Origin of the sequence: Nioella nitratireducens (assembly GCF_001879715.1) — a bacterium.
In the GTDB taxonomy this organism is placed as follows: Bacteria; Pseudomonadota; Alphaproteobacteria; order Rhodobacterales; family Rhodobacteraceae; genus Nioella; species Nioella nitratireducens.
Window position 1 is genome coordinate 35569 of the sequence record NZ_MNBW01000004.1, and the last position, 23711, is coordinate 59279.

Sequence of the window (23711 nt, forward strand, 5' to 3'; positions counted from 1 at the left end):
AAAACCGTTTCTGCGGCCCGCGCGGAAATTTCGGTATACATTTGCATACCTTTCTTCCCTTCTGCGCCGATTTCCGCTAGGTAGGCACTAGCACGATTCCCCCTGTTCCCCGAGGTTTCCGATGACCAAGATCAAAGTGGACAATCCCATCGTCGAGATGGACGGCGATGAAATGACCCGCATCATCTGGCATTTCATCAAGGACAAACTGATCCTGCCCTATCTGGACATCGACCTGCTCTATTACGATCTGGGGATCGAGGAACGCGACCGCACCGATGACCAGATCACGGTCGATGCCGCCGAAAAGACGCTGGAGGTCGGTTGCGCCGTCAAATGTGCCACCATCACCCCCGATGAGCAAAGGGTCGAGGAATTCGGCCTCAAGCGCATGTATCGCAGCCCCAATGGCACCATCCGCAACATCCTCGGCGGCGTGATCTTCCGCGAACCGATCATCTGCCGCAACGTGCCCCGCCTCGTTCCGGGCTGGACGCAGCCCATCGTCGTCGGCCGCCACGCCTATGGCGACCAGTATCGCGCCACCGATTTCCGCTTTCCCGGCAAGGGCAAGATCACGATCAAGTTCGAGGGCGAGGACGGCGAGGTGATCGAACGCGAGGTGTTCGACGCGCCGGGCGCGGGCGTCACCATGGCGATGTACAACCTCGACGCGTCGATCATCGACTTCGCGCGCGCCTCGATGAATTACGCCCTCGGGCGCGGCTGGCCGCTCTACCTCTCGACCAAGAACACCATCCTCAAGGCCTATGACGGCCGCTTCAAGGACCTGTTCCAGCAGGTCTTTGAAGAGGAGTTCGAAACGAAGTTCAAGGACGCCGGGATCGAGTACCAGCACCGGCTGATCGACGACATGGTGGCCTGCGCGCTGAAATGGAACGGCGGGTTTGTCTGGGCGTGCAAGAACTACGATGGCGACGTGCAGTCGGACACGGTGGCGCAAGGGTATGGCTCGCTCGGGTTGATGACCTCTCAATTGCTGACGCCCGATGGCAAGATCATGGAGGCCGAGGCGGCGCATGGCACCGTCACGCGGCACTATCGCCAGCATCAGGCCGGGCAACAGACCTCGACCAACTCGATCGCGTCCATCTTCGCGTGGACCGGGGCGCTCAAGCACCGCGCCAAGCTGGACGAGAACATCGCGTTGATGAGCTTTGCAACCACGCTGGAAAAGGTCATCGTGGAAACGGTTGAATCGGGCGTGATGACCAAGGATCTTGCGCTGCTGGTTGGCCCCGATCAGGGCTGGCAGACGACCATGGGCTTCCTCGAAAAGATCGACGAGAATCTGAACAAGGCGCTCGCCGGATGAGCACGGCCCGCATCCTCATCTTCATCGCGGCGGGGCTGTCGGTCTCTCCGGGTCTGCTATGGCTGCGGATGCGCGTCTATTGGAACGACAACTGCGCCGATGGCCCCGCCGCGATCCCGGATTTCGACGCCGCCGATTGCGGGGATGCGGAAACGGTCCTGACCCTCTCGGCACTCGGGGCTGCCGCGCTTCTCATGCCACTGGTGATCTTTCTGCTGCTTCGGCTCAGGTCGCTTCTGCGCCGCCCCGCCAATCCCCAATAGGCATGGCGGCCCAGATCGGTAGGGTAAACCCATGTTCTGGCGCGCTGTCCTTTTGCTTGTGCTTGTTACCGCGCTGTCGGTGGCCCTGACCCTCTGGTTTGGGGACGAAGTGCTGATCGCGCTTGGGCTGATCCTGCTGCAACTCAAGGTCATCGGACAAAAGATCGTCTCGATCGAACTGCCCGCCGTACTGGTCTGGCTCAAGACGCAATCCCGCCTGTTCCTGCGCATCGAACTGCTCAAGAAATGGCTGATGAGCAGCTTTGCACCGCTCATCATGGGCTCGGCCCTGCGCAACCGGCTGGAGGCGATCTTCGCCCGGTTCAAGGCCGCCGCGCAGGCGCGCTATCAGGCGATGATGGGCTGGTATTCCGGGCTGGAATGGTACGAGAAACTGGTCGCGGCGATGATCGTGGTCCTTGCCACGCTCAGCCTGTCGGTCAGTTCCATTGGCCTGTGGGTGATCCTGTTCTCGGTCAAGCTGCCCTTCATGATCGCCGCCGGTGTCGGGGCACTCTGGCGGATGCTGTGGACAACGCTGGCCAAGTGGCTGTTCAAGGTCATCGCCTTCCTGCAACTGGGTTGGGCATGGAAATGGGTCCGCCGCCGCCTGCCCGAGAGCTACCTTGACCGCAAGCGCCGGTGGGATTTCCGGGTCGCGCGCGCCGTGGTGCGCCGCCGCCGGATGACCCTGCGCCAGTTGCACGACCAGAAGGACAGCCTGTCGATGCGGCTTTCCCTGATGGCGGCGTATTTCCGGCAAAAACGCCCCGAGTTCTCGGAGGTCGAGACCGACGAGCGGCGTCAGAGGGAGAGGTCGAAGATATCCAGCTTATCCCCCTCGAACCGCGCAACGGTGCCGGGGCAAAGCGGGGTCCAGTCGCCCTCGTCCATTTCCAGCGGTTCCGAGACGACCGCCCACCCCGACCGAGAGGCCGACCAACGGTAGTAGACCGTCGGAGCGATGTGGTCGGACGAGCCACGCGCCGCATAGAGCGCCTTGCCGTCACTGAAGGCCGCCGACAGGCGAAGGTGGGGGGCCAGGCCCTTGCTCCGCGACAGGCCCGACAGGTGCCCGCAGGCCCGGCTCAGCGCGGCAATCGGGTCTGTCTCCAACCCTTCGGCCAAGGCGATCAGGAACAGCACCTCGCTATCCGTCGCCCCCTTGCGAAAACTATAAAGCGCGTCGGGCACCAGCATGTCGGCATGTTTGCGAAACCCCTCGAACCCGCCGACCTGTCCGTTGTGCATGAAGCTCCAGCGGCCCACGACGAAAGGGTGACAATTGTTGCGGCTGATGGCCGACCCGGTCGAAGCGCGCACATGTGCAAGGAACAGCCGCGAGCGCACCTGTTCGGCGAGCGAGCGCAGATTTGGATCGGACCACGCCGGGTAGACATCGCGGTAAAGCCCCGGTTCGGACCGCGCATCATACCAGGCGATACCAAAGCCATCGCCATTGGTTTCGGTCTTGGCCTCGGTCGCGTGCTGGCTTTGCGCGATCAGGGAATGGCCCGGGCGGCTGATCACTTCATCGAGAAAGATCGGCGCCCCGATATAGGCGGCCCAACGGCACATGCGGCTCTCCTGCTGGCGGTCTGGCCTGCTCTAACGTGGAATTCGGGGGCGGGGAAGCGGGCTTATTGTCCGCGATGATGGGTGCGCTGATACAGCCGGGCCGTGATACGGCTGGCGGTCTTTTCAAACAGGAACGGCAGCAATGCGTGAACGGCAGCGGCGCAGGCCGCAAGGAAGAGCCAGCCGGAAAAGCGCGCGGCAAAGGCGGCGTGTTCCAGATAGGTTTCATCGACGCTTTGCGGGTGATCGGTGAAAAGGCGGGCGATCATGGCGGTCTCCTGTTGGTCTGTCTCGCCGGGACAATGTGCCGAAAGGCGGGCCAATACCCATCCCAAATGTCACGCATTTTTCCGCTTTTCTTGGGACGTTTTCTCGCTCATTCTGCCTAAATGGAAAACCTGGACACATATGACCGCAAGATCCTGACCGCCTTGCAGCACGACGCCACCCTGTCGCTCGATACTTTGGCCGATCTGGCGGCGCTGTCGCGCAACGCGGTCTGGCGGCGGGTAAAGGCCCTGGAAGATCGCGGCGTTCTCAAGGCGCGGGTCGCCCTGCTCGATCCGGCATCGCTCGGGCTGGGGCTGTCGGTGTTCATGCTGATCCGAGCGGGTGCGCACAGCCCCGACTGGTCGACCCGGTTTTCGCGGGCAACGCGGGACATGCCCGAGATCCTCGCCGCCTACCGGATGACCGGCGATCTGGATTATCTTCTGCACGCGCGGGTCGCGGATATGGCCGATTATGACCGGCTCTATCAGCGCCTGACCGCGAAGGTAGAGATTGCCGATGTTTCGGCCAGTTTCGTGATGGAAGAGATCAAGGAGACCACGGCGCTGCCGCTGTGATCCCCTTTGGTTTCGTGGCTCAGGCCGCCTCGTCGCGCTCTGCCGCCTGACGCGCCCACATCGAAGCATAGCGACCGTTGAGGGCCAGCAACTCCTCATGCGTGCCCTGCTCGGCAATCTCGCCCTTGTTCAGCACGATGATCTGGTCGCTGTCGACGACGGTAGACAGGCGATGCGCAATGGTGATCACGGTGCGCCCCTCGCCCATCATCTTCAGTTCTTCCTGAATTTCGCGCTCGGTTTCCGTGTCGAGGGCCGAGGTCGCCTCATCCAGCAGCAGGATCGGCGGGTCTTTCAACAGCGTCCGGGCAATGCCGACGCGCTGTTTTTCACCGCCCGACAGCTTCAGGCCCCGTTCGCCCACCTGGGTTTCATAGCCCTCCGGCAGGCTTTCGATGAAGTCGTGGATCTTGGCCGCCCTCGCCGCTGCCTGCACCTCGGCAAAGCTGGCCTCGGGGCGGCCGTAGGCGATGTTGTAACGGATGGTATCGTTGAACAGCACGGTGTCCTGCGGCACGACGCCGATCTGTTTGTGCAGGCTGTTCTGTGTCACCTCTCGCAGATCCTGCCCGTCGATGCGAATTGCGCCCCCATCGACATCGTAAAAGCGGAACATGAGCCGCCCGATGGTGGATTTGCCTGACCCCGAGGGGCCGACAAGCGCCACCGTGTGCCCGGCCGCAACCGAGAACGACAACCCCTTGAGGATCGGTCGCGCGGCTTCATAGCCGAAGCGGACAGAGTCAAAGACCACTTCGCCCTTGTCACACGTCATCTCACGGGCATCGGCGGCATCGGTCACATCCGCCGGCTGTTCCAGCAGGTCGAACATTTCACCCATATCGACCAAGGCCTGCCGGATTTCACGGTAGACCGTGCCGAGGAAGTTCAGCGGCATGGTGATCTGGATCATGTAGGCATTAACCATCACGAAATCGCCCACGGTCAGATCGCCCCGCTGCACCCCGAACGCCGCCATGACCATGACGATCACAAGGCCGATGGTAATAATCACCGATTGCCCGAAATTCAGCGCACCGAGCGAATAGGCGGTCTTGAGCGCGGCCCGCTCATAGCCAGCCATCGCGGCATCATAGCGGTCGGCTTCGCGCCTTTCGGCCCCGAAATATTTGACGGTTTCGAAATTCAGCAGGCTGTCGATGGCCTTCTGGTTGGCGTCGGTGTCCTGATCGTTCATCTCGCGGCGGATCTTCACCCGCATCTCGGTCACCGCAAAGGTGAACCAGATGTAAAACGCCAGCGTCACCAGAACCACGACGAAATACCAGATGTCGAACACCACGGCCAGCACGATCCCCACCAGCAACAATTCGATCACCAGCGGACCGACCGAGAACAGCAGGAATCGCAACAGGAATTCGACGCCCTTCACCCCGCGCTCGATAATGCGGCTGAGGCCCCCGGTCTTGCGGGTGATGTGATAGCGCAGGGATAGTGCGTGGATATGTTCGAAGGTTTCCAGCGCCAGTTGGCGCAAGGCCCTCTGCCCGACCCGCGCAAAGACAACATCGCGCAGCTGCTGAAAGCCCACGGCCATTGCCCGCGCCACGCCATAGGCCACGGTCAGCCCGGCGGCGCCCAACATCAGCATGTCGGTGGGCGAGGCATCGCCCGACAGCACATCCACCGCCCCCTTGTAGAGAAACGGCGTGAAGACGGCAATCAACCGGCCCAACACAAGCATCACCATCGCAATCACGACGCGCGGCTTTACCCACGGGTATTCGTCCGACCACAGGTAGGGCGCAACCTTGCGGATGGTCCGCATACCGCTGCGGCGGGCCTCGGCCCCCTTGGGTTGGTCGGTGATGATGGCTGGCGGCATGGGCTGGCTTTCGGTCGTTTCTGGATCAGCGCGGAACATAGGGGCCACCCGCGGGAATGACCAGTCAGCCCACGCGCGACAGCGTTGTGCAAAGTTGCAAGGACAGGCCCGACGAGGGCTATTCGTCCAGCTCTGGAATGGTGAAGATCTGGCCCGGATAGATCAGATCGGGATCGCGGATCAGGCTGCGGTTGGCTTCGTAGACCTGCACATACATGATCCCCTCGCCCAGATGTTCGCGGGCGATGCCCCACAGCGTATTGCCAAGCTGAACGGTGACCACCTCTTGGCCATCGGCCTGTGCAGGCAGGCTTTCCAACAGTTCGGGTTCTTCGCGCAGGAAGGGTGTTTCGATCCGGCTTTGCACGTCGCCCTCGGCGTTCACCTCGTCCAGACGCAAGGTATAGGTGCCGGGGTCGACCTGCGGCAGCGCGATGCGCCAGGCGCCGGTCAGGTCGATTCGTGCCAACTGCACCGGGCGATTGTCGAGGTAGAACCGCACGTCGGACTCTGCCGGGCCACGGCCCGTCAACACCACCTCGCCTTGGGTGTCATAGGAAATGGTGTCGAGTGTGACCTGTGCCTGAACCTGCGGGGCGGGGCCGGACTGGACCATGCGCAGCCCGTCCGAATCCGCGATCAGCACGGTGGGGGCCTGCGGTTCCAACGGTTCCGCGTCGGGCGGGGCCGTGCCGACAGGGGCGGGCGTGTCCGGGCTTTGCGGCGCTGTTCCGGGGGCAGAGGGGGCCTGGGGCGCGGCGATCAGGGTCTCGGGCTGCGTGGCACCGGCATTTGGAATTTCAGAGGGTGCGGTGGTATCGGCGGGGGCCTCGGGGCCGGTCGTGGGGGGCACCTCGGGGGCCTCTGCCTGATCCGCCGCGTCGGCCATTTCGACCGCGTCGGTGGGGGGCGCCGTGGGGCTGTCGTCGGCAGCGACAACAGGCGGTTCCGACGTTCCTTGCGCCGTGCCTGTTTCGGGGGGCAGCGCCGGAGCCGTGGCCAATTCGTCAGGCTGTTCCGGGGGCATTCCGTCTGTCACTGGCGCGGTCGACCCTTCCTCCACCGTATCCGCAACGGTCTCTGACGCGGGCGGCATGATGTCCCCCCCAGCGTCCGATGCCGTCAACCCGCGAGAGACGGCAGACTCCGTTGCCTCGCTGCCAGTGTCGGCCAAGGCAACCTGAAGGTCGGGCGCGTCCTGCGTGGCGTCCTCGGCCACGACAACCTCGCCCTGAGGCTCTGTCGTGACGGTCGCGGGCACATCGGGGGCGCTGTCATCGGGTGGCATCAATTGCGGCGGGGCCGATGTCGGCGCAGCTTCGTCGGCGGCCAGTTCGGTAATTGCGGGCGCTTGCGGCGTTTCTGGGCCGGTGGCGGGCCCCGTGCCGGTTGGGGCAGTGTCGCCTGCCCCGTCATCGGCGGCGACGCGCAGGGTCGGGGACAGGATCACGCTTTCCTCGGAGACCAGAACCGAGCCATCCTCCATCACCATCTCCAGGCTCAGAACGCGGGGCACGGCGGCGGGTGGAATGGTAAACATCGCCACGAAAGCGCCCGTGCCATCGGCGCTGACCTGCGAAATCTCTTCGCCATCAAGCCGCAAGATCAGGTTGGCGTCGGGCGTGGCCTGCCCGGCGATCAGTGCGCCGCCGGCGGCATCGACGCGCACAAGGTCGAAACTGGGGGTCTGCGCCACGTCCGCCTCGGGCACGTCGGGCGGTGCGACGGCAGGCGACGGCGCGTTTGTCGGCGCGGGTGTGGCCTCTGGCGTTTCAGCCGGGGCGGTGGCTGTCTCGGCGGGGGCCGTTGCAGATGTATCCACGGGGTCTGGGGACGGGTCTGGCGACGGGGCCAGCACCAGATAGCCCGCTACGCCGACGACCGCGACAACCGCCGCACCCGCTGCCAGGGTCGCAGGACCCAGGCCCAATCCAGCCGAAGCTTTCATCTACTCGCTCTCCCCTCAGGCGCCGGTCCCGTCCCCTTGGGACCAGTGCAGTTGTGCGATTATTGTAACAGGTCTATCACGGGCCGAAACGTCTTCAAGTCAGGTTCCTACATGTCCTATTCCGTTTGTGTTTACTGTGGCTCTCGTGCCGGGGCCAAACCGCGTTATGCCGAGCAGGCAGAGGCGCTTGGAACCGCCATGGCAGAGGGCGGTATGCGGCTGGTCTATGGCGCGGGCGATGTTGGCCTGATGGGGATCGTCGCGCGGGCCGCCAAGGCCGCGGGCGGAACAACTTTCGGCGTGATTCCCCAGCACCTGCTCGACCGCGAAGTGGGCAAGCGCGATCTCGATACGTTCATCGTCACTGAAACCATGCACGAGCGCAAAAAGGTCATGGTGATGAATGCCGATGCGATCGTGGTCCTGCCGGGTGGCGCGGGCTCGCTCGACGAATTCTTCGAGGTGTTGACATGGCGCCAGCTCGGCCTGCATGACAAGCCGATTTTCCTCTTGAATACCGCCGGTTATTGGGAACCGCTGGCACATCTGGTTGACCACATCGTCGGACAGGGCTTTGCCGATGCAAGCCTGCTTGATTTCTTCAAGGTGGTCGAGGATGTGCCGACGCTCATGTCAGGGCTGCACCGGGCGCGGGCCGCCTGAAAGCCGACCAGGAATACAGCGCCAATGCCAGCCAGATCATCGGCAGCGCGATGGCGTGCCATCGGGTCACCGGTTCGGCGAAAACCAGCGCCGCCACAAGGAATTGCAGCGTCGGGTTCAGGTATTGCGTCAGCCCGACATGCGCCATCGGCGCGCGCTTGTTGGCATAGGAAAACAGGATCAGCGGCGTCGCGGTCAACGGCCCCGACAGCACCAGCATGACTGCGTCGCGGGCCGACCCGGAAAACCCGCCCTGCCCCCAAAGCGCCAGATAGCCAAGCGCCAGCGGCGCCAGCACCAGCGTTTCCCCCGTCACGGACAAAACAGGCCCGGCCGAGATCCAGCGTTTCAGCACCCCGTAAGAGGTAAAGCTGACCGCCAGAACAAGGCTGATCCACGGCGCTACGCCAAAGCCGACCGTCAGAACCAGCACCGCCAGCCCGGCAAGCGCGACCGCCGCCACCTGCCAGCGGCTGATCGATTCACCGAACACGACACGCCCGGCCAGCACGGCTACCAGCGGGTAGATGTAATAGCCGATCGAGGCTTCGATCGCGTGACCGATGCCGATGGCGAAGATGAAGAAGAACCAGTTGACCGAGATCACCACCGCCGCGCAGATCAACAGCGCGGTCTGCGAGCCTGCCCGGAATAGCCTGCCAAGCTCTCGCAACCGGCCCTGCCCCATCAGCACCGCGCCGAAGGTGGCAAAGGACCACAGCGTCCGATGCGCAAGGATTTCGGCAGCCGGCAGGTGCGAAAGCTGCTTGTAGAGGATCGGGGCAAAGCCCCAGATCAGGCAGGCCCCGATCATCGCTATGACACCCTTGCGCGCTTCGCTCATCGGTTCGGTCTCCTTTCCTGCCCCCCGGCTCTGCGCTTGTGGGTTGGAAAGGTCAAGACGGGCACAGCCGTCGCCAGCGGGTCACGTCGCGGCGTTTGAAGATGACCGACGCGTCAAGCTGTGCGGCGGCGGTGCAGATGCTATCGGACGGCGCCCCGTATTCCGCGGCCAACACTGCCCGGCCCGTGCGCGGATAGATCGCCAGATCGGCGCACCAGCCATCGGCAAAGCAATCCTCGGTTACGGCAAAATCGGCAAAAGGGGCAAGGTTCGCTGTCAGGTCGGGGGCATTTTTCTGCGCAACAAGCAGCCCCAGATCATGCGCGGCCGCAGCCAGATCGACGAACCACGCGACCACATCGGGGGGCGTCAACGGGAATCCGGTGTCGTTGATATGCAGGTCGATATTGTCGGGTTCGACCGCGTCAAAGCCCATCTCGGCGCAATGCCGAAAACGCGCCACCATGATCGGCAAAAGCCGATCGCGGGCGCGAATGTCGAGGAAACGTTCGCCCGGCCAGCCGCCATAGGCGCGGCCCACTAGCGCCGCCGGGAACCTGTGGGCATCGTCGCGCCAGTCCTCGACCGTGCCGACACTGACATAGCAGACCGTGGTCACGCCTCGGGCCGACAGGGCGGCGATCTCGGCGGCGCTGACCTCGTCGGGGTCGAGGGCCAAAACCTCGACCTGCACGCCCAGATCGAGCGGTGCCTGCAACTGCCAGTCCCAGCTGACCCCGGGCGCAATGCCTTGGGCAGAAACGCAAAGGGGGCCTGCCAGCGTCGCCGCCAGCAGGCCCCCAATGATGCGGGAAATCGGCAAGATCAGGCCGCGAGGCGGGCTGCCACGTTTTCCCAATTCACGAGGTTGTTCAGGAAGTTATCGAGATATGCCGGACGCTTGTTGCGGAAGTCGATGTAGTAGGAATGTTCCCAAACGTCGCAGCCAAGCAGGGCGGTCTGCCCGAAGCAGAGCGGGTTAACACCGTTTTCGGTCTTGGTCACTTTCAGGCTGCCGTCGCTGTCTTTCACCAGCCAAGCCCAGCCCGAACCGAACTGGCCCGCGCCCGCGGCGGCGAATTGCGACTTGAATTCATCGACCGAGCCGAAGCTTTCGGTGATGGCTTTTTCCAGCTCGCCGGGCATCGAGGACATGCCAGGGCCCATCATTTCCCAAAACTGGTTATGGTTCCACAACTGGCTGATGTTGTTGAAGATTCCGTTCTGGGCAACCGATGTGGAGTCATAGGTGCCGGTGATGATTTCTTCCAGCGACTTGCCGTCCCATTCGGTGCCTGCAATCAGCTTGTTGCCGTTGTCGACATAGGCCTTGTGGTGCAGGTCGTGGTGATATTCCAGCGTCTCCTTGGACATGCCGAGATCGGCCAGCGCGTCGTGGGCGTAGGGAAGATCGGGAAGTTCAAATGCCATGGTTCTGGTCCCTGTGGTTCGCGTCAATACTGGATCACAGATGGAGCTTTCCCCCGCCCAAGGTCAAGGGGGCGAGGCCAGAAAAGCCGCGTTTCCCGCCCCTTGGGGCCGGTGCGAAAATGTCCAAAATGACCCTCTCGCCACCCGTACACCCGCCGTACACCCCCTGTGCACCCCCCGTACAGACGTGGGGCCATTTTCGGCGCGGTCAGTCGCCAAACGACAAACGCCCGGCGCGCGGGACTTCGCGGGCCGGGCGGTGCCGTGCAAGGGGCTGGCGATGGGTTAGAAGATCCCCACCTCTGCCCCATCGGCGGCGGACAGCTCCAGGATGCCGAAGACGTATTTGGCGACCGAGCGGAAGCAGATCAGCGACAGCTCGTCGTCGCCGCTCAGCCAGATTGCGGCGGGCACCTGTGCCAGACGGGTGCGGCGCATTTCGCCCGCGCCGAAGCTGGCGGGATGCAGGTCGACGGGGGCGAGCTTGGCCACGGCTTCACGCGCCGACGGGCCGCTGACGCGGAAGAGCGCGCGCGCATCGGAGACGTTCGCCACGGTGGCAAATTCGTCGGCCAGCGCCTGCGCCATCGCGGCGACGGTGCCGGGGGCCTGATCGTGGGCCACGACGATCAACAACTCGTCGGGCGACATCCACGCGACCGAGGCGTCGTCGCCGGTGACGACCTGCCGTTGGCCGGGCACATCCAGTCCCGTCGCGTCCTTGACCGCCGCCTTGACCCTGGCGCTGTCCAGATCGCCGCGCAGGGTGATCATGCCGACAAGGCCGCCTTCCTCGACGCGGGTGCGGCCCTCGGCCACGGCGCCCATCAATGCACTGACTTCAGACATTCTGCTTCTCCCCTTCGGGATCGAAGAACACGGGGTCCACGATCTTGGCCGCGACGGTGCCGCCATCGACCTTGTTGAATTCGATCACCTCGCCCATGCGGTCGGGCCCGTTCAGGACCAGCCCCATTGCGATGCCACGCCCAAGCGTCGGCGAGTGGTAGGTCGAGGTCACGCGACCCTGCACATTGCCCTGCCCGTTGGCATTGGTGCCGCCCGCGACGGCGTAGGCACCATCGGGCAACACCGAGCCATCGACGGTTTCCAGCCCCACCAGTTTCCAGCGGGTCGGATCGGTCATGTGGCTGCGGGCCTGCGCGCGTTTGCCGAGGTAATCCTCTTTCTTCTTGGAGATCGCCCAGGTCAGCCCCAGATCCTGCGGGATCACGGTGCCATCGGTTTCGTCCCCGATCATGATGAAGCCCTTTTCGGCGCGCATGATGTGCAGCGCCTCGGTGCCGTAGGGGGTGGCGTCAAACTCGCCCCCGGCGTCGTGCAGGGAATCCCAGAAGGCACGGCCCTGGCTGGCGGGGACGGCGATTTCAAAGCTGAGCTCGCCCGAGAACGAAATGCGGAAGACGCGGGCGTCAAAGCCGCCGATCTTGCCTTCGGTCCACGCCATGAAGGGCAGCGCCTCTTTCGACAGATCGATGTCCGATCCCAGCTTTTCCAGCACCTTGCGCGAATTCGGACCGACAACGGCGACCTGCGCGAATTGTTCGGTCAGGTTGACGGTGTGAACCTTCCAGTCCCACCACTCGCATTGCAGCCAGTCTTCCATGTGGCCGTGGACATGTTCGGCCCCGCCCGAGGTGGTGTGGACAAGGAACGTCTCCTCGTCGATCCGCGCAACCACGCCGTCATCCATCAAGAAGCCGTTTTCGTTGCACATCAGGCCATAGCGGCAGCGGCCCGGTTTCAGGCTGCTCATCATGTTGGTGTAGAGCATGTCCATGAACTGGCCCGCGTCCGGCCCCTTGACGAGGATCTTGCCGAGCGTCGAGGCGTCGAGCAGGCCAAGGCTGTTGCGGGTGGCCAGAACCTCGCGGTGGACGGCCTGTTCGTGGCTTTCGCCCGCTGCCGGGTAGCAATAGGGACGCCGCCAATGGCCGACCGGTTCCAGATAGGCGCCCCGGTCTTCGTGCCAATCCTGCATCGGGGTGCGACGCAGCGGCTGGAACACCTCGCCCCGCGCCTCGCCGGCGATGGAGCCGAGGGAAATCGGCGTATAGGGCGGGCGGAATGTGGTGGTGCCGACATTCGGGATAGCATCGTTCAGCGCACCAGCAAGGGTCGCCAGACCGTTGATGTTGCTGAGCTTTCCCTGATCGGTAGCCATGCCAAGCGTGGTGTAGCGCTTGGTGTGCTCAACGCTTTCATAGCCTTCGCGGGCGGCGAGCTGCACGTCCGAGACCTTCACGTCGTTCTGGTAGTCGAGCCACATTTTCATGCGCTTCGCGTGGCCCGCGCCCTGCGGCATGATCCACACCGGCTCCATGGCGGTTTCGGCCGGATCGTTGGTGGCGGGGGTATCGCCCGCCGGGGCGGACAGGCCAAGCGCCTCGGCCGCGGTTGCCGCCGCGTGGTTGGCGGAGGCGAGCGTGGCAGCGGAGGACAGCTCGCCGAAGGCGGCGCCTCCGGCGATCACGAAGGGCTTGCCGTCGTGGCCGGTGGGCGCGCGGGACGGATCGGGACGGAAATGGGCCTGATCCTCGTCCCAGATCAGCTTGCCGCCGCAATGGGACCACAGGTGGACGACCGGCGACCAACCGCCGGACATGGCGACCGCTTCGCAGGCGATTTCGTCGGTGGACGCGCCCTCGCCCGCCTGTGTGCAGATGCTGACGCCGGTCACGGATTTCTTGCCCTTGACCATGGCGATCCCGGCCCCGCTCAACACGCGAATGCCAGCCGCGCGGGCCTGTTCCGGCAAGTCGCCGGTGACGGTCGCGCGGGCATCGACGATGGCAGGCACGGAGAGGCCCGCCCCGTGCAGGGCCAGAGCGGTGCGATAGGCGTCGTCATTGTTGGTGACGACCACGGTGCGGTCGCCAACGCTGACACCCCAGTTCACCACGTAGTCGCGCACGGCCGAGGCCAGCATGACACCGGGGATGTCGTTGCCCGCGAAGGAAAGCGGGCGTTCGATTGCGCCGGTGGCGGTGATGACCTGACGCGCGCGGATGCGCCACAGGCGGTGGCGGGGGCCGTCCATTTCCGGCGCATGATCGGTCAGGCGCTCGTAGGCCAGAACATAGCCGTGGTCGTAGACGCCCGAGGCCATGGTGCGGCTGCGGACCGAGACATTCTCCATTCCTTCAAGGGCTTGCAGGGCGTCGTTGATCCACTCATCGGCGGGTTTTCCGTCGATCTCGACCCCATCCACCGGCGCACGACCACCCCAATGGGCGGTTTGTTCCACCAGCAGAACCCGCGCGCCGGTCGCCCCGGCAGTCAGTGCCGCTTGCAGACCGGCAATGCCGCCGCCCGCAATCATCACATCGACGAAAGCGTAGAAATGCTCGTAGCGGTCGGCATCGCGGTCCTTGGGCGCTTTGCCCAGGCCCGCCGACTGGCGCACGATGGGTTCAAAGACATGCTTCCACGCGGGGCGCGGGAACATGAACGTCTTGTAATAGAATCCCGCCGGGAAGAACTTGGCGAGGCTGTTGTTCACCACGCCCACGTCGAAATCGAGGCTTGGCCAGTGGTTCTGGCTTTCCGCTTCCAGCCCGTTGAACAGCTCGGTCGTGGTGGCGCGTTGGTTTGGTTCGAACGTGCCGTCCTTGCCGATGCCCATCAGCGCATTGGGTTCCTCGGCGCCCGAGGCGACCACGCCGCGCGGGCGGTGATATTTGAAGGACCGGCCCATCAGGGTCTGGCCATTGGCCAGCAGGGCCGACGCCAGGGTATCGCCGGCATAGCCGGTCAGGCGTTTGCCGTTGAAGGAAAATTCACGGGCGGCGCTGCGGTCGATCAGGCGACCGCCGGAAGCGAGACGGGTGCTCATTGATCAAGGCTCCAGTCGGGGCGTTTGGCGCGGATGGCGTCGAGGACGTGTTGGGGTGGCTCGGGGGTCTGGGCCGAATAGGTGGCGAAGACCTCCAGCGTGTTGGTGTCGCGGGCCGCGAGGAACCACTTGCCGCAGCCATTGGCGTGGCGCCAGCGTTCGAAATGCACGCCCTTGGGGTTCATACGGTGGAAGAGGTAGCCCTCGAACTCCTCATCCGAGGAGCCGGGACCGTAGCGCTTGAGATGCGCCTCGCCACCGGGGGCGAGTTCCGTTTCATCGGCCATCACGCCGCAGCAGGGGCATTCCAGGATCAGCATTGTGCGCTCTTCCCCGTGTAGATTGATTTCATTTCCGACCCCGGAGCAGGAAAATTCTTCAAGAAGAATTTTCGGCCCGAAGAATTTTCCTGAAAATTCTTCCTCGTCTCCATCAGTGCGCCACCCCGGCCGCGACGCTTTCGTCGATGAAGCGGCCTTCCTTGAAGCGGTTGAGGCCAAACTCAGCCGTCAGAGGCGAGTAGCCCCGTGCCATCAGTTCCGCCATGCCCCAGCCAGAGCCCGGGATCGCCTTGAAGCCGCCGGTGCCCCAACCGCAATTGATGAACACGCCGTCCACGGGGGTCTTGGACAGGATGGGCGAGCGGTCGCCGGTCATGTCCACGATGCCGCCCCATTGGCGCAGCATCTTGAGGCGGCTGACCATCGGGAAGGTTTCGACGAGGGCGCGCACGGTTTCCTCGATATGGTGGAAGCTGCCGCGCTGTGTGTAGTTGTTATAGCCGTCGGCGCCGCCGCCGATGACCATCTCGCCCTTGTCCGACTGGCTCATGTAGCCGTGCACGGTGTTGGCCATCACGACGCAATCCATGCAAGGCTTGATCGGCTCGGACACAAGCGCCTGAAGCGCAACGGATTCAATCGGCAGACGGAAGCCCGCCATATCGGCCAGCACCCCGGAATGACCGGCGACGACGATGCCCAGCTTCTTGGTGCCGATGAACCCGCGAGAGGTTTCCACGCCGGTGACCGCGCCGTTTTCCTTGCGGATGCCGGTCACTTCGGTCTTTTGAAGGATGTCCATGCCCATGTCGGAACAGGCGCGGGCATAGCCCCACGCCACGGCGTCGTGCCGGGCGGTGCCGCCACGGGCCTGCCACAACCCACCCAGAACCGGGTAGCGGGGACCGTCGAGATTGATGATCGGGACGATTTCCTTGACCCGCTGCGGCGAGATGAATTCGGTCTTCACGCCCTGCAGCGCGTTGGCATGGGCCGTGCGCAGGTAACCGCGCACCTCGTGATGGGTCTGGGCCAGCATGATCACGCCGCGCGGGCTGAACATCACGTTGTAGTTCAGGTCCTGGCTCATCGTTTCATAGAGCGAGCGGGCCTTTTCATAGATCGCCGCCGAGGGATCCTGCAGGTAGTTCGACCGGATGATGGTCGTGTTGCGGCCCGTATTACCGCCGCCAAGCCAGCCCTTCTCGATCACCGCGACATTGGTGATGCCGAAATTCTTGCCAAGGTAGAAGGCGGTGGCGAGGCCGTGACCCCCTGCCCCCACGATGATGGCGTCATAGGATTTTTTCGGTTCTGGCGAGGCCCAGGCCCGTTCCCATCCCTGATGGTAGCGGGCAGCTTCGCGGGCGATGGCAAAAGCGGAATAGCGGCGCATGGGGACTCCCGGAGTCTGTGGTCGCACTCTACATGCGAGATTGCGGGGCCGACGGGCTGACGCCTCGCGGCACTTGGCACCAAAAATGCGACAACGGCGTCGGTCAAGTGTCGGCTTTGGGGGTTTTGATCGCCGGGGCCAATGGTTAGATATGGCCGGAACCGAAATTGCGGAGGTCTCATGGGGTTCTGGATGCTGACGGCGCTGCTGGCGCTCTTGATCGGGGCGGCGCTGGTTCTGGGGGCCTGGCGACGGCGCGATGACGGCGAGTCGACAGCCGCTTATGATTTGCAAGTCTATCAGGACCAACTGCGCGAGATCGAGAAGGATCTGGCGCGCGGGGTGCTGAGCGAGGACGAGGCCGAGCGCACCCGCACCGAGATTTCCCGCCGGGTGCTGGAAGCCGACCGGGCCTTGCAAGCGGGCGAAGACGGCGGGCACGCCACCGGGCGCGGCCAGAGGCTGGCGGTTCTGGGGCTGACCGCTCTGGTGCTGGGGGGCAGTTTCGCCCTGTATGACTATCTTGGGGCGCCGGGGTATCCCGACCTGCCAATCCAGACCCGGATTTCCCTTGTGGATCAAGCCCGTGAGGCCCGCCCAAGCCAAGCCGCAGCGGAATCGGAAGTGCCGGTGGAGATCACCGAAGACCCCGACCCGCAACGGGCCGAACTGGTCCGGCAGTTGCGATCGACCATGGAACAGCACCCCGATGAACCCGAGGGGCTGCGGCTGCTGGCGCGCGAAGAGGCCCGGCTTGGCAACTATCGCGCGGCGCACAATGCGCAGGCCCGTCTGGTCGAGATTCTGGGCGATGAGGCCCCGGCACAGGCCAAGCTGGATCTTGCCGAGATGATGTTCATGGCCGCTGGCGGCTATGTCTCGCCCGAGGCCGAGGCGCTGTTTCGCGAGGTTCTGGAAGAAGACCCGACCAACGGCGCCGCGCGCTATTACGTGGGCTTGATGTATGCGCAGCAAGGCCGCCCCGATCTGGGCTATCCGATCTGGCGCGACCTGCTGGCCGATAGTGCGCCCGGCGACCCTTGGCTGCCCCCGATCCGCGCGCAGATCGAACTGGTGGCGGGCATGGCCGGGGTCGAGGTAAGCTTGGCGCAACTGCCGCAACCGCCGATGCCGGGGGGCGCGGCCGGTGGCCTGCGCGGCCCCTCTGCCGCCGACATGGACGCCGCGGGCCAGATGTCGGCCGAAGATCGGCAGGCGATGATCGAAAACATGGTTGCGGGTCTGGCCGACCGGCTGGCCACCGATGGCGGATCGCCCGCCGAATGGGCGCGTCTGATCGGTGCCTACCAGGTGCTTGGCCGGATCGAGGATGCGCAGGCCGTCTATGACGAGGCCCTGACGGTCTATGCCGACAACGAGGCCGCGCTTTCGGCCATCCGGCAGGCCGGCGCGGATCTGGAGCAGCCGGAATGATCTGCGACGACGCCGAGACCTTTGCCGCCGCCCTGCCCCCGATGCGGGCGGTGGCGGGGCTGGACCTTGGCACAAAGACCATCGGCGTCGCGGTCTCGGACCCGTTCCTGAGCGTGGCGACGCCCTTGGAAACCATCAAGCGGACCAAGTTCACCAAGGATGCCGAGGCGTTGGTGGCGATCCTGACCAAGCGCAGCATCGGCGGGCTGGTGCTGGGACTGCCACGGAACATGGATGGCAGCGAAGGACCGAGGGCACAGGCCACCCGCGCCTTTGCCCGCAATCTGGACCGGCTGATCGACATGCCGATCACCTTCTGGGACGAGCGGCTGTCGACCGTCGCTGCGGAACGCGCCCTGTTGGAGGCGGATACGTCGCGAAAACGTCGCGCAGAGGTCATAGATCACGTCGCCGCCGGGTATATCCTGCAAGGTGTGCTGGACCGGCTGTCACATCTGAAGGGCGCCTGAATGACCGACCAGATCTGGAAACGCGACGAGATCGAAAGCCCCTGTATAAAGATCTGCGTGGTCCATCCCGAGGCGCGGATCTGCACCGGTTGCCTGCGCACCATCGACGAGATCGGCGCTTGGAGCCGAATGAGCGCCGAAGACCGTCAGCGCATCATGGCGGAATTGCCCGAACGCCGGGGCCAGATCCAGCAGCGGCGCGGCGGGCGCGCGGCCCGGTTGAAGCGCGGCGGCTGAGCGACAGCCTGTTTGTCATCCCTTTGCAGGTTGTCGTCCCTGTGGCAGATGTCATCCCCATGACAGTGGGGATCTGCCGGGAAATAGCTCTGTCCTTGCGAGTGGCGATCCCGTTGAGCGGTTCCCGCTTTCGCGGGGATGACAGTTTTCGCGGGGATCACGGCTTGCGCGGGTTGACGTTGGTGCGGGCGAAACCCTACCGCCCCTCGAATTGCGCCGGGCGTTTGTCGAGGAAGGCCAGAACGCCCTCTTTGAAATCACGGGTGCGGCCCGCCTGCCCTTGAATCTGGGCCTCCAGCGTCAGTTGCACCTCAAGGTCATTGTCGAAGCTCGCCCTGAGGGCTTGCTTGATCCCGGCATAGGCCTGTGTCGGGCCGGTTCCCAGATGCCTGGCCCGTGCCTGCCAATGGGCCTCGAAACTGGCGTCGTCCACGGCTTCCCAGATCAGGCCCATCCGGTCGGCCTCTTTCGCGCTCAGCTTTTCGGCGAAAAGCGCGAGTCCCATGGCCTTGGCAAAGCCCACCTTGCGCGGCAGCGTGTAGGTTCCGCCCGCATCCGGGATCAGGCCGATCTTTGAAAAAGCCTGCATGAAAGATGCGCTTTCGGTGGCAATGACCACGTCACAGGCCAGCGCGATATTGGCCCCCGCCCCCGCCGCCACGCCGTTCACCGCCGCGATCACCGGGATCGGCACCTCGGCCAGCGCGCGCAGGATGGGGGAATATTCATCGCGCAGCAGGCGTTCGAGGTTCAGGTCATTGAGATTGCCGGTATCGCCCAGATCCTGCCCGGCCGAAAACGCCCGGCCAGCGCCGGTGATCACCGCCACCCGCGCAGTCTGTCCGGCCTCTTGCACGGCGTGGAGCAGCTCCGCCCGCATCTGGGTGTTGAATGAATTCATCACCTCCGGCCGTTGCAGGGTGATCAGCGCCACCCCGTCGGAAAGCTCACTGGTGATGCATTGATAGTCCATGGCCGCTCCTGTCCGCTCGCCCTGCCCGTCCGGAAAAATAGGCGCGCCTCTGCCGGGGCAAAAGCGCGACCTTGCGTCAGTCGCCCATGATCTGCTGCAACCGCGCGCGTTCCTCGTCGGACAGCGCGTCTGGCCGACCTTCGCCCGAGGCACGCTTGCGGGCCTGCTGCCGAATGAACCCGATCGCCAGGATCAGACCGAACAGGGCCATTGCGGGCCCTGCATACCACAAGATCAGGTTGGCCCCGTCCCGATTGGGTTGCAGCAGGACATATTCACCATACCGCTCGACGATGTAGTCCACGACCTCGGTATTCGTGTCGCCCGCCACCAACCGCTCGCGCACCAGAACCCGCAGGTCATGGGCCAGGTCGGCGTGACTGTCGTCGATGTTTTCATTGCGGCAGACAAGGCAGCGCAACCCGGCCGAGATATCGCGCGCACGCGATTCCAGCACCGGGTCGTCCAGCATTTCCCGCGGCTCGACAGCCCAGACCGGGCTGGCCAGCAGCAGCAGCATCAGAAGGAAGCGCTTCATTCCGCGGGCACTCCGTCTGTGCGGGTGGCCTGCTTGCGCGCGCCGGCGGCGACGCGATAGCGTCGGTCCGACAGCGACAACAGACCGCCAAGCGCCATGATGATCGCGCCGCCCCAGATCCAGTTGGCCCAAGGCTTGATATAGCTGCGCAGCGCAAAGCCACCCTGTTGCGGATCACCCAGCACAACGTAGATGTCACGGGTCAGCCCGCTGTCGATCCCGGCCTCGGTCGTGGGCATCCGCGCCACCGGGTAAAAGCGCCGCTCGGGATGCAGCGTCGAAACCGCGGCCCCGTCGCGCGCCACCTCGACCGTGCCCATGCGCGAGGCATAGTTCGGCCCCTGCACATCCTGCACGTTGGTCAGCGTCAGGGTGTAGGGTCCAAGCTCGAAGCTCTCGCCAATACGGGCGACCCGGATATCTTCCGAGGCGAAGGTGGTCAGGGCCGCGATTCCGAAGATGGTGAGGCCAAGCCCGGTATGGGCCACCGCCTTGCCCCAATCGGCCCTTGGCAATCGCCCAAGCCGGGCCAGACGGGCGCCAAGCGCGCCGCGACCGGTGCGCGACAACAGGTCCAGTCCCGCACTGATCACCAGCCAGACCGCCAGCCCGATGAACAGCGGTCCGATGGCCGAATGACCGGTAAAGACCGCGTAGCACAGCAGCACAGCCGCCCCCGCCGGCACCAGCGCCGGGGCGACGACCCGCAGCGCGCGTCCCACACCGGCCCGTTTCCACGGCATCACCGCGCCAATCGGCAGCGCAACGGCAAGGACCAGCACGAACGGAAAGAACGCTGCATTGAAGAAGGGTGCGCCCACCGACAGCGTGCGGTCGAAGAAGATTTCGGCCAAGAGCGGCCAGAGCGTGCCGATGAAGACCACGAAGGCCGACACCGCCAGCAACAGGTTGTTCACCACCAGCGCGCTTTCACGGCTGACCAGCGAGAACACCCCCTTGGCCTGCATCGCGCCCGCGCGCAGCGCATAGAGCAGGAAGGCCCCCCCCATGAAGAAGGCGAGAATGAACAGGATGAAAACGCCCCGCTCGGGGTCGTTGGCGAAGGCATGGACGCTGGTGATCACGCCAGAGCGCACGATGAAGGTGCCAATGAGCGAAAAGCCGAAGGCGAGGATCGCCAAGAGAATTGTCCAGCTTTTCAGCGCCTCGCGCTTTTCAACCACGATGGCCGAATGCAGCAGCGCCGCCGAGATGAGCCACGGCATGAAGCTGGCGTTTTCGACCGGATCCCAGAACCAGAAACCGCCCCAGCCAAGCTCGTAATATGCCCACCAAGATCCAAGCGCGATCCCGATGGTCAGGAAAAGCCACGCCGCCAGCGTCCAAGGCCGCACCCACCGGGCCCAGGCCGCATCGACGCGGCCCTCAAGAAGCGCGGCGACGGCGAAGGAGAAGGTCATGCTCAGACCCACATAGCCGAGATAGAGGAAAGGCGGATGAAAGGCCAAACCGGGGTCTTGCAGCAGCGGGTTCAGGTCGCCCCCGTTCATCGGCGGATTTTCCAGCCGCAAGAAGGGGTTGGACGTGAACAGGATAAAGCCGAAGAAGGCCACGCCGATGGCACTTTGCACGCCGAGCACACGGGCCTTGAGGCGCGGCGGCAGATTGCCTCCGAACCACGCGGCCATGGCGCCGAAGAGCGTCAGGATCAGCACCCACAAAAGCAGCGAGCCCTCGTGGTTCCCCCAGACACCGCTGATCTTGTAGAGCAGCGGCTTCAACGTGTGGGAATTGGCGGTAACCAGTGCCACCGAAAAATCGGAGGTCACGAATGCGAAGGTGAGCGCCGCGAAACTGACGGCGGTCAACAGGAATTGGGCCGAGGCCGCGGGCACCGCGGCGGCCATCCATTCCGGCCAGCCGCGCGAGGCACCGACAAGCGGCACCACCATCTGGAAGATGGCAACGGCAAAGGCGAGGATGAGGGTGAAATGTCCAAGCTCTACGATCATGAACGCGACGATAGTGCACCGCGCAGCCGCCGCCAAGGGCGGGCGTCAACCGGTCGCAAAGCCGTGAAGATGCGCCGCGGCAAAGCCGCGCAGAAGCGCCCCCGATCCCCGCTTATCGCGCGCGAAACAGCCCCCCGAGGATGCCGCGCACCACCGCTCGTCCGGTCTGGGTGCCGATCTGGCGGGCAAAACTTTTGGCGAAGGCGGTTCCGACCGAGTCGCTGCGCCGCGACGACGCCCGGCGCGATGGCGCCGCGTCCTCGCCATCGTCGCGCACCCGAGAGGTCGACCGGCTGACCCGCGACCCGCTATAACGCCGCGCCGCACGGTATTCGCGGCCCGAGGGGCTGTCGTCGGCCTGTTCCGCCTGCTCGGCTTCCGCCGCCGCGCGGGCAGCACTGGCGGCGCGTTCGGCCAACACTTCGTAGGCGCTTTCACGGTCGACCGCCGCCTCGTATTTGCCCGCGATGGGCGAGGCCGCGACCAGAATCGCGCGGTCGCCCTCGTCAATCGGGCCAAGCCGCGATGACGGCGGGCGGATCAGCGTGCGTTCCGCCATGCCGGGCACGCCCTTGGCCTCGAGAAACGAGGTCACGGCCTCGCCGACGCCCACCTCGCGGATCGCGTCCTCGGTTTCGAAACTGGGGTTGTCGCGGTAGTTCTCGGCGGCCTGTTTCAACTCGCGCCGGTCCTTGGCGGTATAGGCGCGCAGGCCGTGCTGCACACGGTTACCAAGCTGTCCGAGAATATCCTCGGGCACGTCAGCGGGGTTTTGCGTGACGAAATAGACGCCGACGCCCTTGGAGCGGATCAGCCGCGCCACCTGTTCGACCTTGTCCACCAAAGCCTTGGGCGCGTCGTCGAACAAGAGATGCGCCTCGTCGAAGAAGAACACCAGCTTGGGTTTGTCCGGGTCGCCGACCTCGGGCAATTCCTCGAACAATTCCGACAGAAGCCACAACAGGAAGGTGGCATAGAGGCGGGGACTGTCCATCAACTTGTCGGCGGCCAGAATGTTGATGCGGCCGCGGCCATCGAGATCGGTGCGCAGGATATCGGACAGGTCCAGCGCCGGTTCCCCGAACAACCTCTCACCGCCTTGCCCTTCCAGCACCAGCAGCCGCCGCTGGATCGCACCGATCGAGGCGGTCGAGACGTTTCCATAGCGCAAGGACAGTTCCTTGCGGTGCTCGCCCACCCAGACCAGCAGGGATTGCAGATCCTTGAGATCCAGCAGCGCCAGCCCCTGTTCATCGGCCACGCGGAACGCGATATTGAGGATGCCTTCTTGCGCCTCGCTGAGTTCCAGCAGGCGCGAGATCAAAAGCGGCCCCATGTCTGAAATCGTGGTGCGCACCGGATGCCCCTGCTCTGCGTAGAGATCCCAGAAGGTCACCGGAAAGGCGTTGTATCCGTAGTCGGCGAAGCCGATCTTGCCCGCGCGGTCCATGAAGGCATCATGCAGTTTGAAGGTCTCGCTGCCTGCCGCGCCAAGGCCCGACAGATCGCCCTTCACATCCGACAGGAAGACCGGCACGCCCTGTGCCGAAAAGCTTTCAGCCAGAATTTGCAGCGTGACGGTCTTGCCGGTGCCGGTCGCCCCCGCGATCAGCCCGTGCCGGTTGGCGTATTTCAGCAAGAGAGTTTGCGGCGCCCCATAACCCTGCCCGCCGCCGCCCACGAATATTCCGTCGCTCATGACCTGTCCCGAAAATCGAATAATCCTCTCGGCACAATACATTCTTAACCATCCTGTGCCAGTCTCCAGACATGGCAGCCGGGTCTTTCGGCCCGGC

General features: G+C 64.4%; 22 protein-coding genes. 7 read left to right on the forward strand and 15 right to left on the reverse strand.

Features of this window, described 5'->3' with window-relative positions:
- Positions 1-121: 121 nt before the first annotated feature.
- Positions 122-1336, forward strand: coding sequence for an NADP-dependent isocitrate dehydrogenase (locus tag BKY27_RS04475; protein ID WP_071673247.1), 1215 nt, complete (start codon positions 122-124; stop codon positions 1334-1336).
- Positions 1333-1599, forward strand: a complete 267-nt coding sequence (locus BKY27_RS04480) for a hypothetical protein (protein WP_071673248.1) — start codon at positions 1333-1335, stop codon at positions 1597-1599. Before BKY27_RS04475 ends, BKY27_RS04480 begins: the two co-directional genes overlap by 4 nt.
- A gap of 804 nt (positions 1600-2403) precedes the next feature.
- Here the strand turns inward: BKY27_RS04480 and BKY27_RS04485 are convergent.
- Together BKY27_RS04485 and BKY27_RS04490 are read right to left on the reverse strand one after the other, a co-directional pair.
- The gene (locus BKY27_RS04485; protein WP_071673249.1) at positions 2404-3177 is read right to left on the reverse strand and encodes a class II glutamine amidotransferase; all 774 of its coding nucleotides are present in this window, start codon (positions 3175-3177) and stop codon (positions 2404-2406) included.
- A gap of 62 nt (positions 3178-3239) precedes the next feature.
- Positions 3240-3446, reverse strand: coding sequence for a DUF6356 family protein (locus BKY27_RS04490; RefSeq protein WP_071673250.1), 207 nt, complete (start codon positions 3444-3446; stop codon positions 3240-3242).
- Between the two features lie 120 nt (positions 3447-3566).
- On the opposite strand from BKY27_RS04490, the gene BKY27_RS04495 reads away from it, so the two are divergent.
- Complete coding sequence (locus BKY27_RS04495; RefSeq protein WP_071673251.1) at positions 3567-4025, forward strand: Lrp/AsnC family transcriptional regulator; 459 nt, start codon at positions 3567-3569, stop codon at positions 4023-4025.
- A 19-nt stretch (positions 4026-4044) separates the two neighbouring features.
- On the opposite strand, the gene BKY27_RS04500 is transcribed toward BKY27_RS04495, so the two are convergent.
- Both BKY27_RS04500 and BKY27_RS04505 read right to left on the reverse strand, forming a co-directional pair.
- Positions 4045-5871 (reverse strand): ABCB family ABC transporter ATP-binding protein/permease, encoded by a 1827-nt coding sequence (locus BKY27_RS04500; protein WP_071673458.1) that lies wholly within the window; start codon positions 5869-5871, stop codon positions 4045-4047.
- A 118-nt stretch (positions 5872-5989) separates the two neighbouring features.
- Complete coding sequence (locus BKY27_RS04505) at positions 5990-7819, reverse strand: LysM peptidoglycan-binding domain-containing protein (protein WP_071673252.1); 1830 nt, start codon at positions 7817-7819, stop codon at positions 5990-5992.
- A gap of 111 nt (positions 7820-7930) precedes the next feature.
- Here BKY27_RS04505 and BKY27_RS04510 point away from each other — a divergent pair, with 111 nt between their 5' ends.
- On the forward strand, positions 7931-8482 hold the full coding sequence (locus BKY27_RS04510; protein WP_071673253.1) for an LOG family protein: 552 nt from the start codon (positions 7931-7933) through the stop codon (positions 8480-8482).
- On the opposite strand, the gene rarD is transcribed toward BKY27_RS04510, so the two are convergent.
- From rarD to BKY27_RS04545, 7 genes are all read right to left on the reverse strand, one after another.
- Positions 8448-9326: an EamA family transporter RarD gene (rarD, locus tag BKY27_RS04515; RefSeq protein ID WP_071673254.1), complete on the reverse strand. Its 879-nt coding sequence runs from the start codon at positions 9324-9326 to the stop codon at positions 8448-8450. The genes BKY27_RS04510 and rarD overlap by 35 nt on opposite strands.
- Before the next feature lie 52 nt (positions 9327-9378).
- Positions 9379-10149 (reverse strand): endo alpha-1,4 polygalactosaminidase, encoded by a 771-nt coding sequence (locus BKY27_RS04520; RefSeq protein WP_158514960.1) that lies wholly within the window; start codon positions 10147-10149, stop codon positions 9379-9381.
- A gap of 2 nt (positions 10150-10151) precedes the next feature.
- Complete coding sequence (locus BKY27_RS04525) at positions 10152-10757, reverse strand: superoxide dismutase (protein ID WP_071673255.1); 606 nt, start codon at positions 10755-10757, stop codon at positions 10152-10154.
- A 285-nt stretch (positions 10758-11042) separates the two neighbouring features.
- The gene (locus BKY27_RS04530) at positions 11043-11606 is read right to left on the reverse strand and encodes a sarcosine oxidase subunit gamma (RefSeq protein WP_071673256.1); all 564 of its coding nucleotides are present in this window, start codon (positions 11604-11606) and stop codon (positions 11043-11045) included.
- The gene (locus BKY27_RS04535; protein ID WP_071673257.1) at positions 11599-14613 is read right to left on the reverse strand and encodes a sarcosine oxidase subunit alpha family protein; all 3015 of its coding nucleotides are present in this window, start codon (positions 14611-14613) and stop codon (positions 11599-11601) included. The genes BKY27_RS04530 and BKY27_RS04535 overlap by 8 nt, the downstream gene beginning before the upstream one ends.
- The gene (locus tag BKY27_RS04540) at positions 14610-14933 is read right to left on the reverse strand and encodes a sarcosine oxidase subunit delta (RefSeq protein WP_071673258.1); all 324 of its coding nucleotides are present in this window, start codon (positions 14931-14933) and stop codon (positions 14610-14612) included. Before BKY27_RS04540 ends, BKY27_RS04535 begins: the two co-directional genes overlap by 4 nt.
- A gap of 112 nt (positions 14934-15045) precedes the next feature.
- Positions 15046-16290, reverse strand: a complete 1245-nt coding sequence (locus BKY27_RS04545) for a sarcosine oxidase subunit beta family protein (RefSeq protein WP_071673259.1) — start codon at positions 16288-16290, stop codon at positions 15046-15048.
- A 180-nt stretch (positions 16291-16470) separates the two neighbouring features.
- On the opposite strand from BKY27_RS04545, the gene ccmI reads away from it, so the two are divergent.
- Genes ccmI through BKY27_RS04560 form a run of 3 tightly spaced genes read left to right on the forward strand, consistent with a single transcriptional unit; the run spans position 16471 to position 18431 of the window.
- Entirely contained in the window at positions 16471-17724 is a 1254-nt protein-coding gene (ccmI, locus tag BKY27_RS04550; protein ID WP_071673260.1) for a c-type cytochrome biogenesis protein CcmI, read from the forward strand.
- On the forward strand, positions 17721-18194 hold the full coding sequence (gene ruvX / locus BKY27_RS04555; protein ID WP_071673261.1) for a Holliday junction resolvase RuvX: 474 nt from the start codon (positions 17721-17723) through the stop codon (positions 18192-18194). Before ccmI ends, ruvX begins: the two co-directional genes overlap by 4 nt.
- Positions 18195-18431 (forward strand): DUF1289 domain-containing protein, encoded by a 237-nt coding sequence (locus tag BKY27_RS04560; RefSeq protein ID WP_071673262.1) that lies wholly within the window; start codon positions 18195-18197, stop codon positions 18429-18431. It abuts the gene before it with no gap.
- Between the two features lie 196 nt (positions 18432-18627).
- Here BKY27_RS04560 and BKY27_RS04565 read toward each other — a convergent pair whose 3' ends face one another.
- The 4 genes from BKY27_RS04565 to BKY27_RS04580 all read right to left on the reverse strand — a co-directional run bounded on the left by BKY27_RS04565 (position 18628) and on the right by BKY27_RS04580 (position 23614).
- On the reverse strand, positions 18628-19404 hold the full coding sequence (locus BKY27_RS04565; RefSeq protein WP_071673263.1) for an enoyl-CoA hydratase-related protein: 777 nt from the start codon (positions 19402-19404) through the stop codon (positions 18628-18630).
- Positions 19405-19480: 76 nt separating this feature from the next.
- A complete protein-coding gene (locus tag BKY27_RS04570; RefSeq protein ID WP_071673264.1) occupies positions 19481-19942 on the reverse strand; it encodes a cytochrome c-type biogenesis protein in 462 nt (153 codons plus the stop codon).
- Positions 19939-21915 carry a heme lyase CcmF/NrfE family subunit gene (locus tag BKY27_RS04575; protein ID WP_071673265.1) on the reverse strand — a complete coding sequence of 659 codons (1977 nt, stop codon included), beginning with the start codon at positions 21913-21915 and terminating at the stop codon, positions 19939-19941. Before BKY27_RS04575 ends, BKY27_RS04570 begins: the two co-directional genes overlap by 4 nt.
- Before the next feature lie 112 nt (positions 21916-22027).
- Positions 22028-23614: a helicase HerA-like domain-containing protein gene (locus tag BKY27_RS04580; RefSeq protein ID WP_071673266.1), complete on the reverse strand. Its 1587-nt coding sequence runs from the start codon at positions 23612-23614 to the stop codon at positions 22028-22030.
- Positions 23615-23711: the final 97 nt, after the last annotated feature.

Bases quoted from the DNA above. Each gene is read 5' to 3' on its own strand.
- BKY27_RS04475 (WP_071673247.1), top strand. From the start codon at position 122: ATGACCAAGATCAAAGTGGACAATCCCATCGTCGAGATGGACGGCGAT.
- BKY27_RS04480 (WP_071673248.1), top strand. From the start codon at position 1,333: ATGAGCACGGCCCGCATCCTCATCTTCATCGCGGCGGGGCTGTCGGTC.
- BKY27_RS04485 (WP_071673249.1), bottom strand. From the start codon at position 3,177: ATGTGCCGTTGGGCCGCCTATATCGGGGCGCCGATCTTTCTCGATGAA.
- BKY27_RS04490 (WP_071673250.1), bottom strand. From the start codon at position 3,446: ATGATCGCCCGCCTTTTCACCGATCACCCGCAAAGCGTCGATGAAACC.
- BKY27_RS04495 (WP_071673251.1), top strand. From the start codon at position 3,567: ATGGAAAACCTGGACACATATGACCGCAAGATCCTGACCGCCTTGCAG.
- BKY27_RS04500 (WP_071673458.1), bottom strand. From the start codon at position 5,871: ATGCCGCCAGCCATCATCACCGACCAACCCAAGGGGGCCGAGGCCCGC.
- BKY27_RS04505 (WP_071673252.1), bottom strand. From the start codon at position 7,819: ATGAAAGCTTCGGCTGGATTGGGCCTGGGTCCTGCGACCCTGGCAGCG.
- BKY27_RS04510 (WP_071673253.1), top strand. From the start codon at position 7,931: ATGTCCTATTCCGTTTGTGTTTACTGTGGCTCTCGTGCCGGGGCCAAA.
- rarD (WP_071673254.1), bottom strand. From the start codon at position 9,326: ATGAGCGAAGCGCGCAAGGGTGTCATAGCGATGATCGGGGCCTGCCTG.
- BKY27_RS04525 (WP_071673255.1), bottom strand. From the start codon at position 10,757: ATGGCATTTGAACTTCCCGATCTTCCCTACGCCCACGACGCGCTGGCC.
- BKY27_RS04530 (WP_071673256.1), bottom strand. From the start codon at position 11,606: ATGTCTGAAGTCAGTGCATTGATGGGCGCCGTGGCCGAGGGCCGCACC.
- BKY27_RS04535 (WP_071673257.1), bottom strand. From the start codon at position 14,613: ATGAGCACCCGTCTCGCTTCCGGCGGTCGCCTGATCGACCGCAGCGCC.
- BKY27_RS04540 (WP_071673258.1), bottom strand. From the start codon at position 14,933: ATGCTGATCCTGGAATGCCCCTGCTGCGGCGTGATGGCCGATGAAACG.
- BKY27_RS04545 (WP_071673259.1), bottom strand. From the start codon at position 16,290: ATGCGCCGCTATTCCGCTTTTGCCATCGCCCGCGAAGCTGCCCGCTAC.
- ccmI (WP_071673260.1), top strand. From the start codon at position 16,471: ATGGGGTTCTGGATGCTGACGGCGCTGCTGGCGCTCTTGATCGGGGCG.
- ruvX (WP_071673261.1), top strand. From the start codon at position 17,721: ATGATCTGCGACGACGCCGAGACCTTTGCCGCCGCCCTGCCCCCGATG.
- BKY27_RS04560 (WP_071673262.1), top strand. From the start codon at position 18,195: ATGACCGACCAGATCTGGAAACGCGACGAGATCGAAAGCCCCTGTATA.
- BKY27_RS04565 (WP_071673263.1), bottom strand. From the start codon at position 19,404: ATGGACTATCAATGCATCACCAGTGAGCTTTCCGACGGGGTGGCGCTG.
- BKY27_RS04570 (WP_071673264.1), bottom strand. From the start codon at position 19,942: ATGAAGCGCTTCCTTCTGATGCTGCTGCTGCTGGCCAGCCCGGTCTGG.
- BKY27_RS04575 (WP_071673265.1), bottom strand. From the start codon at position 21,915: ATGATCGTAGAGCTTGGACATTTCACCCTCATCCTCGCCTTTGCCGTT.
- BKY27_RS04580 (WP_071673266.1), bottom strand. From the start codon at position 23,614: ATGAGCGACGGAATATTCGTGGGCGGCGGCGGGCAGGGTTATGGGGCG.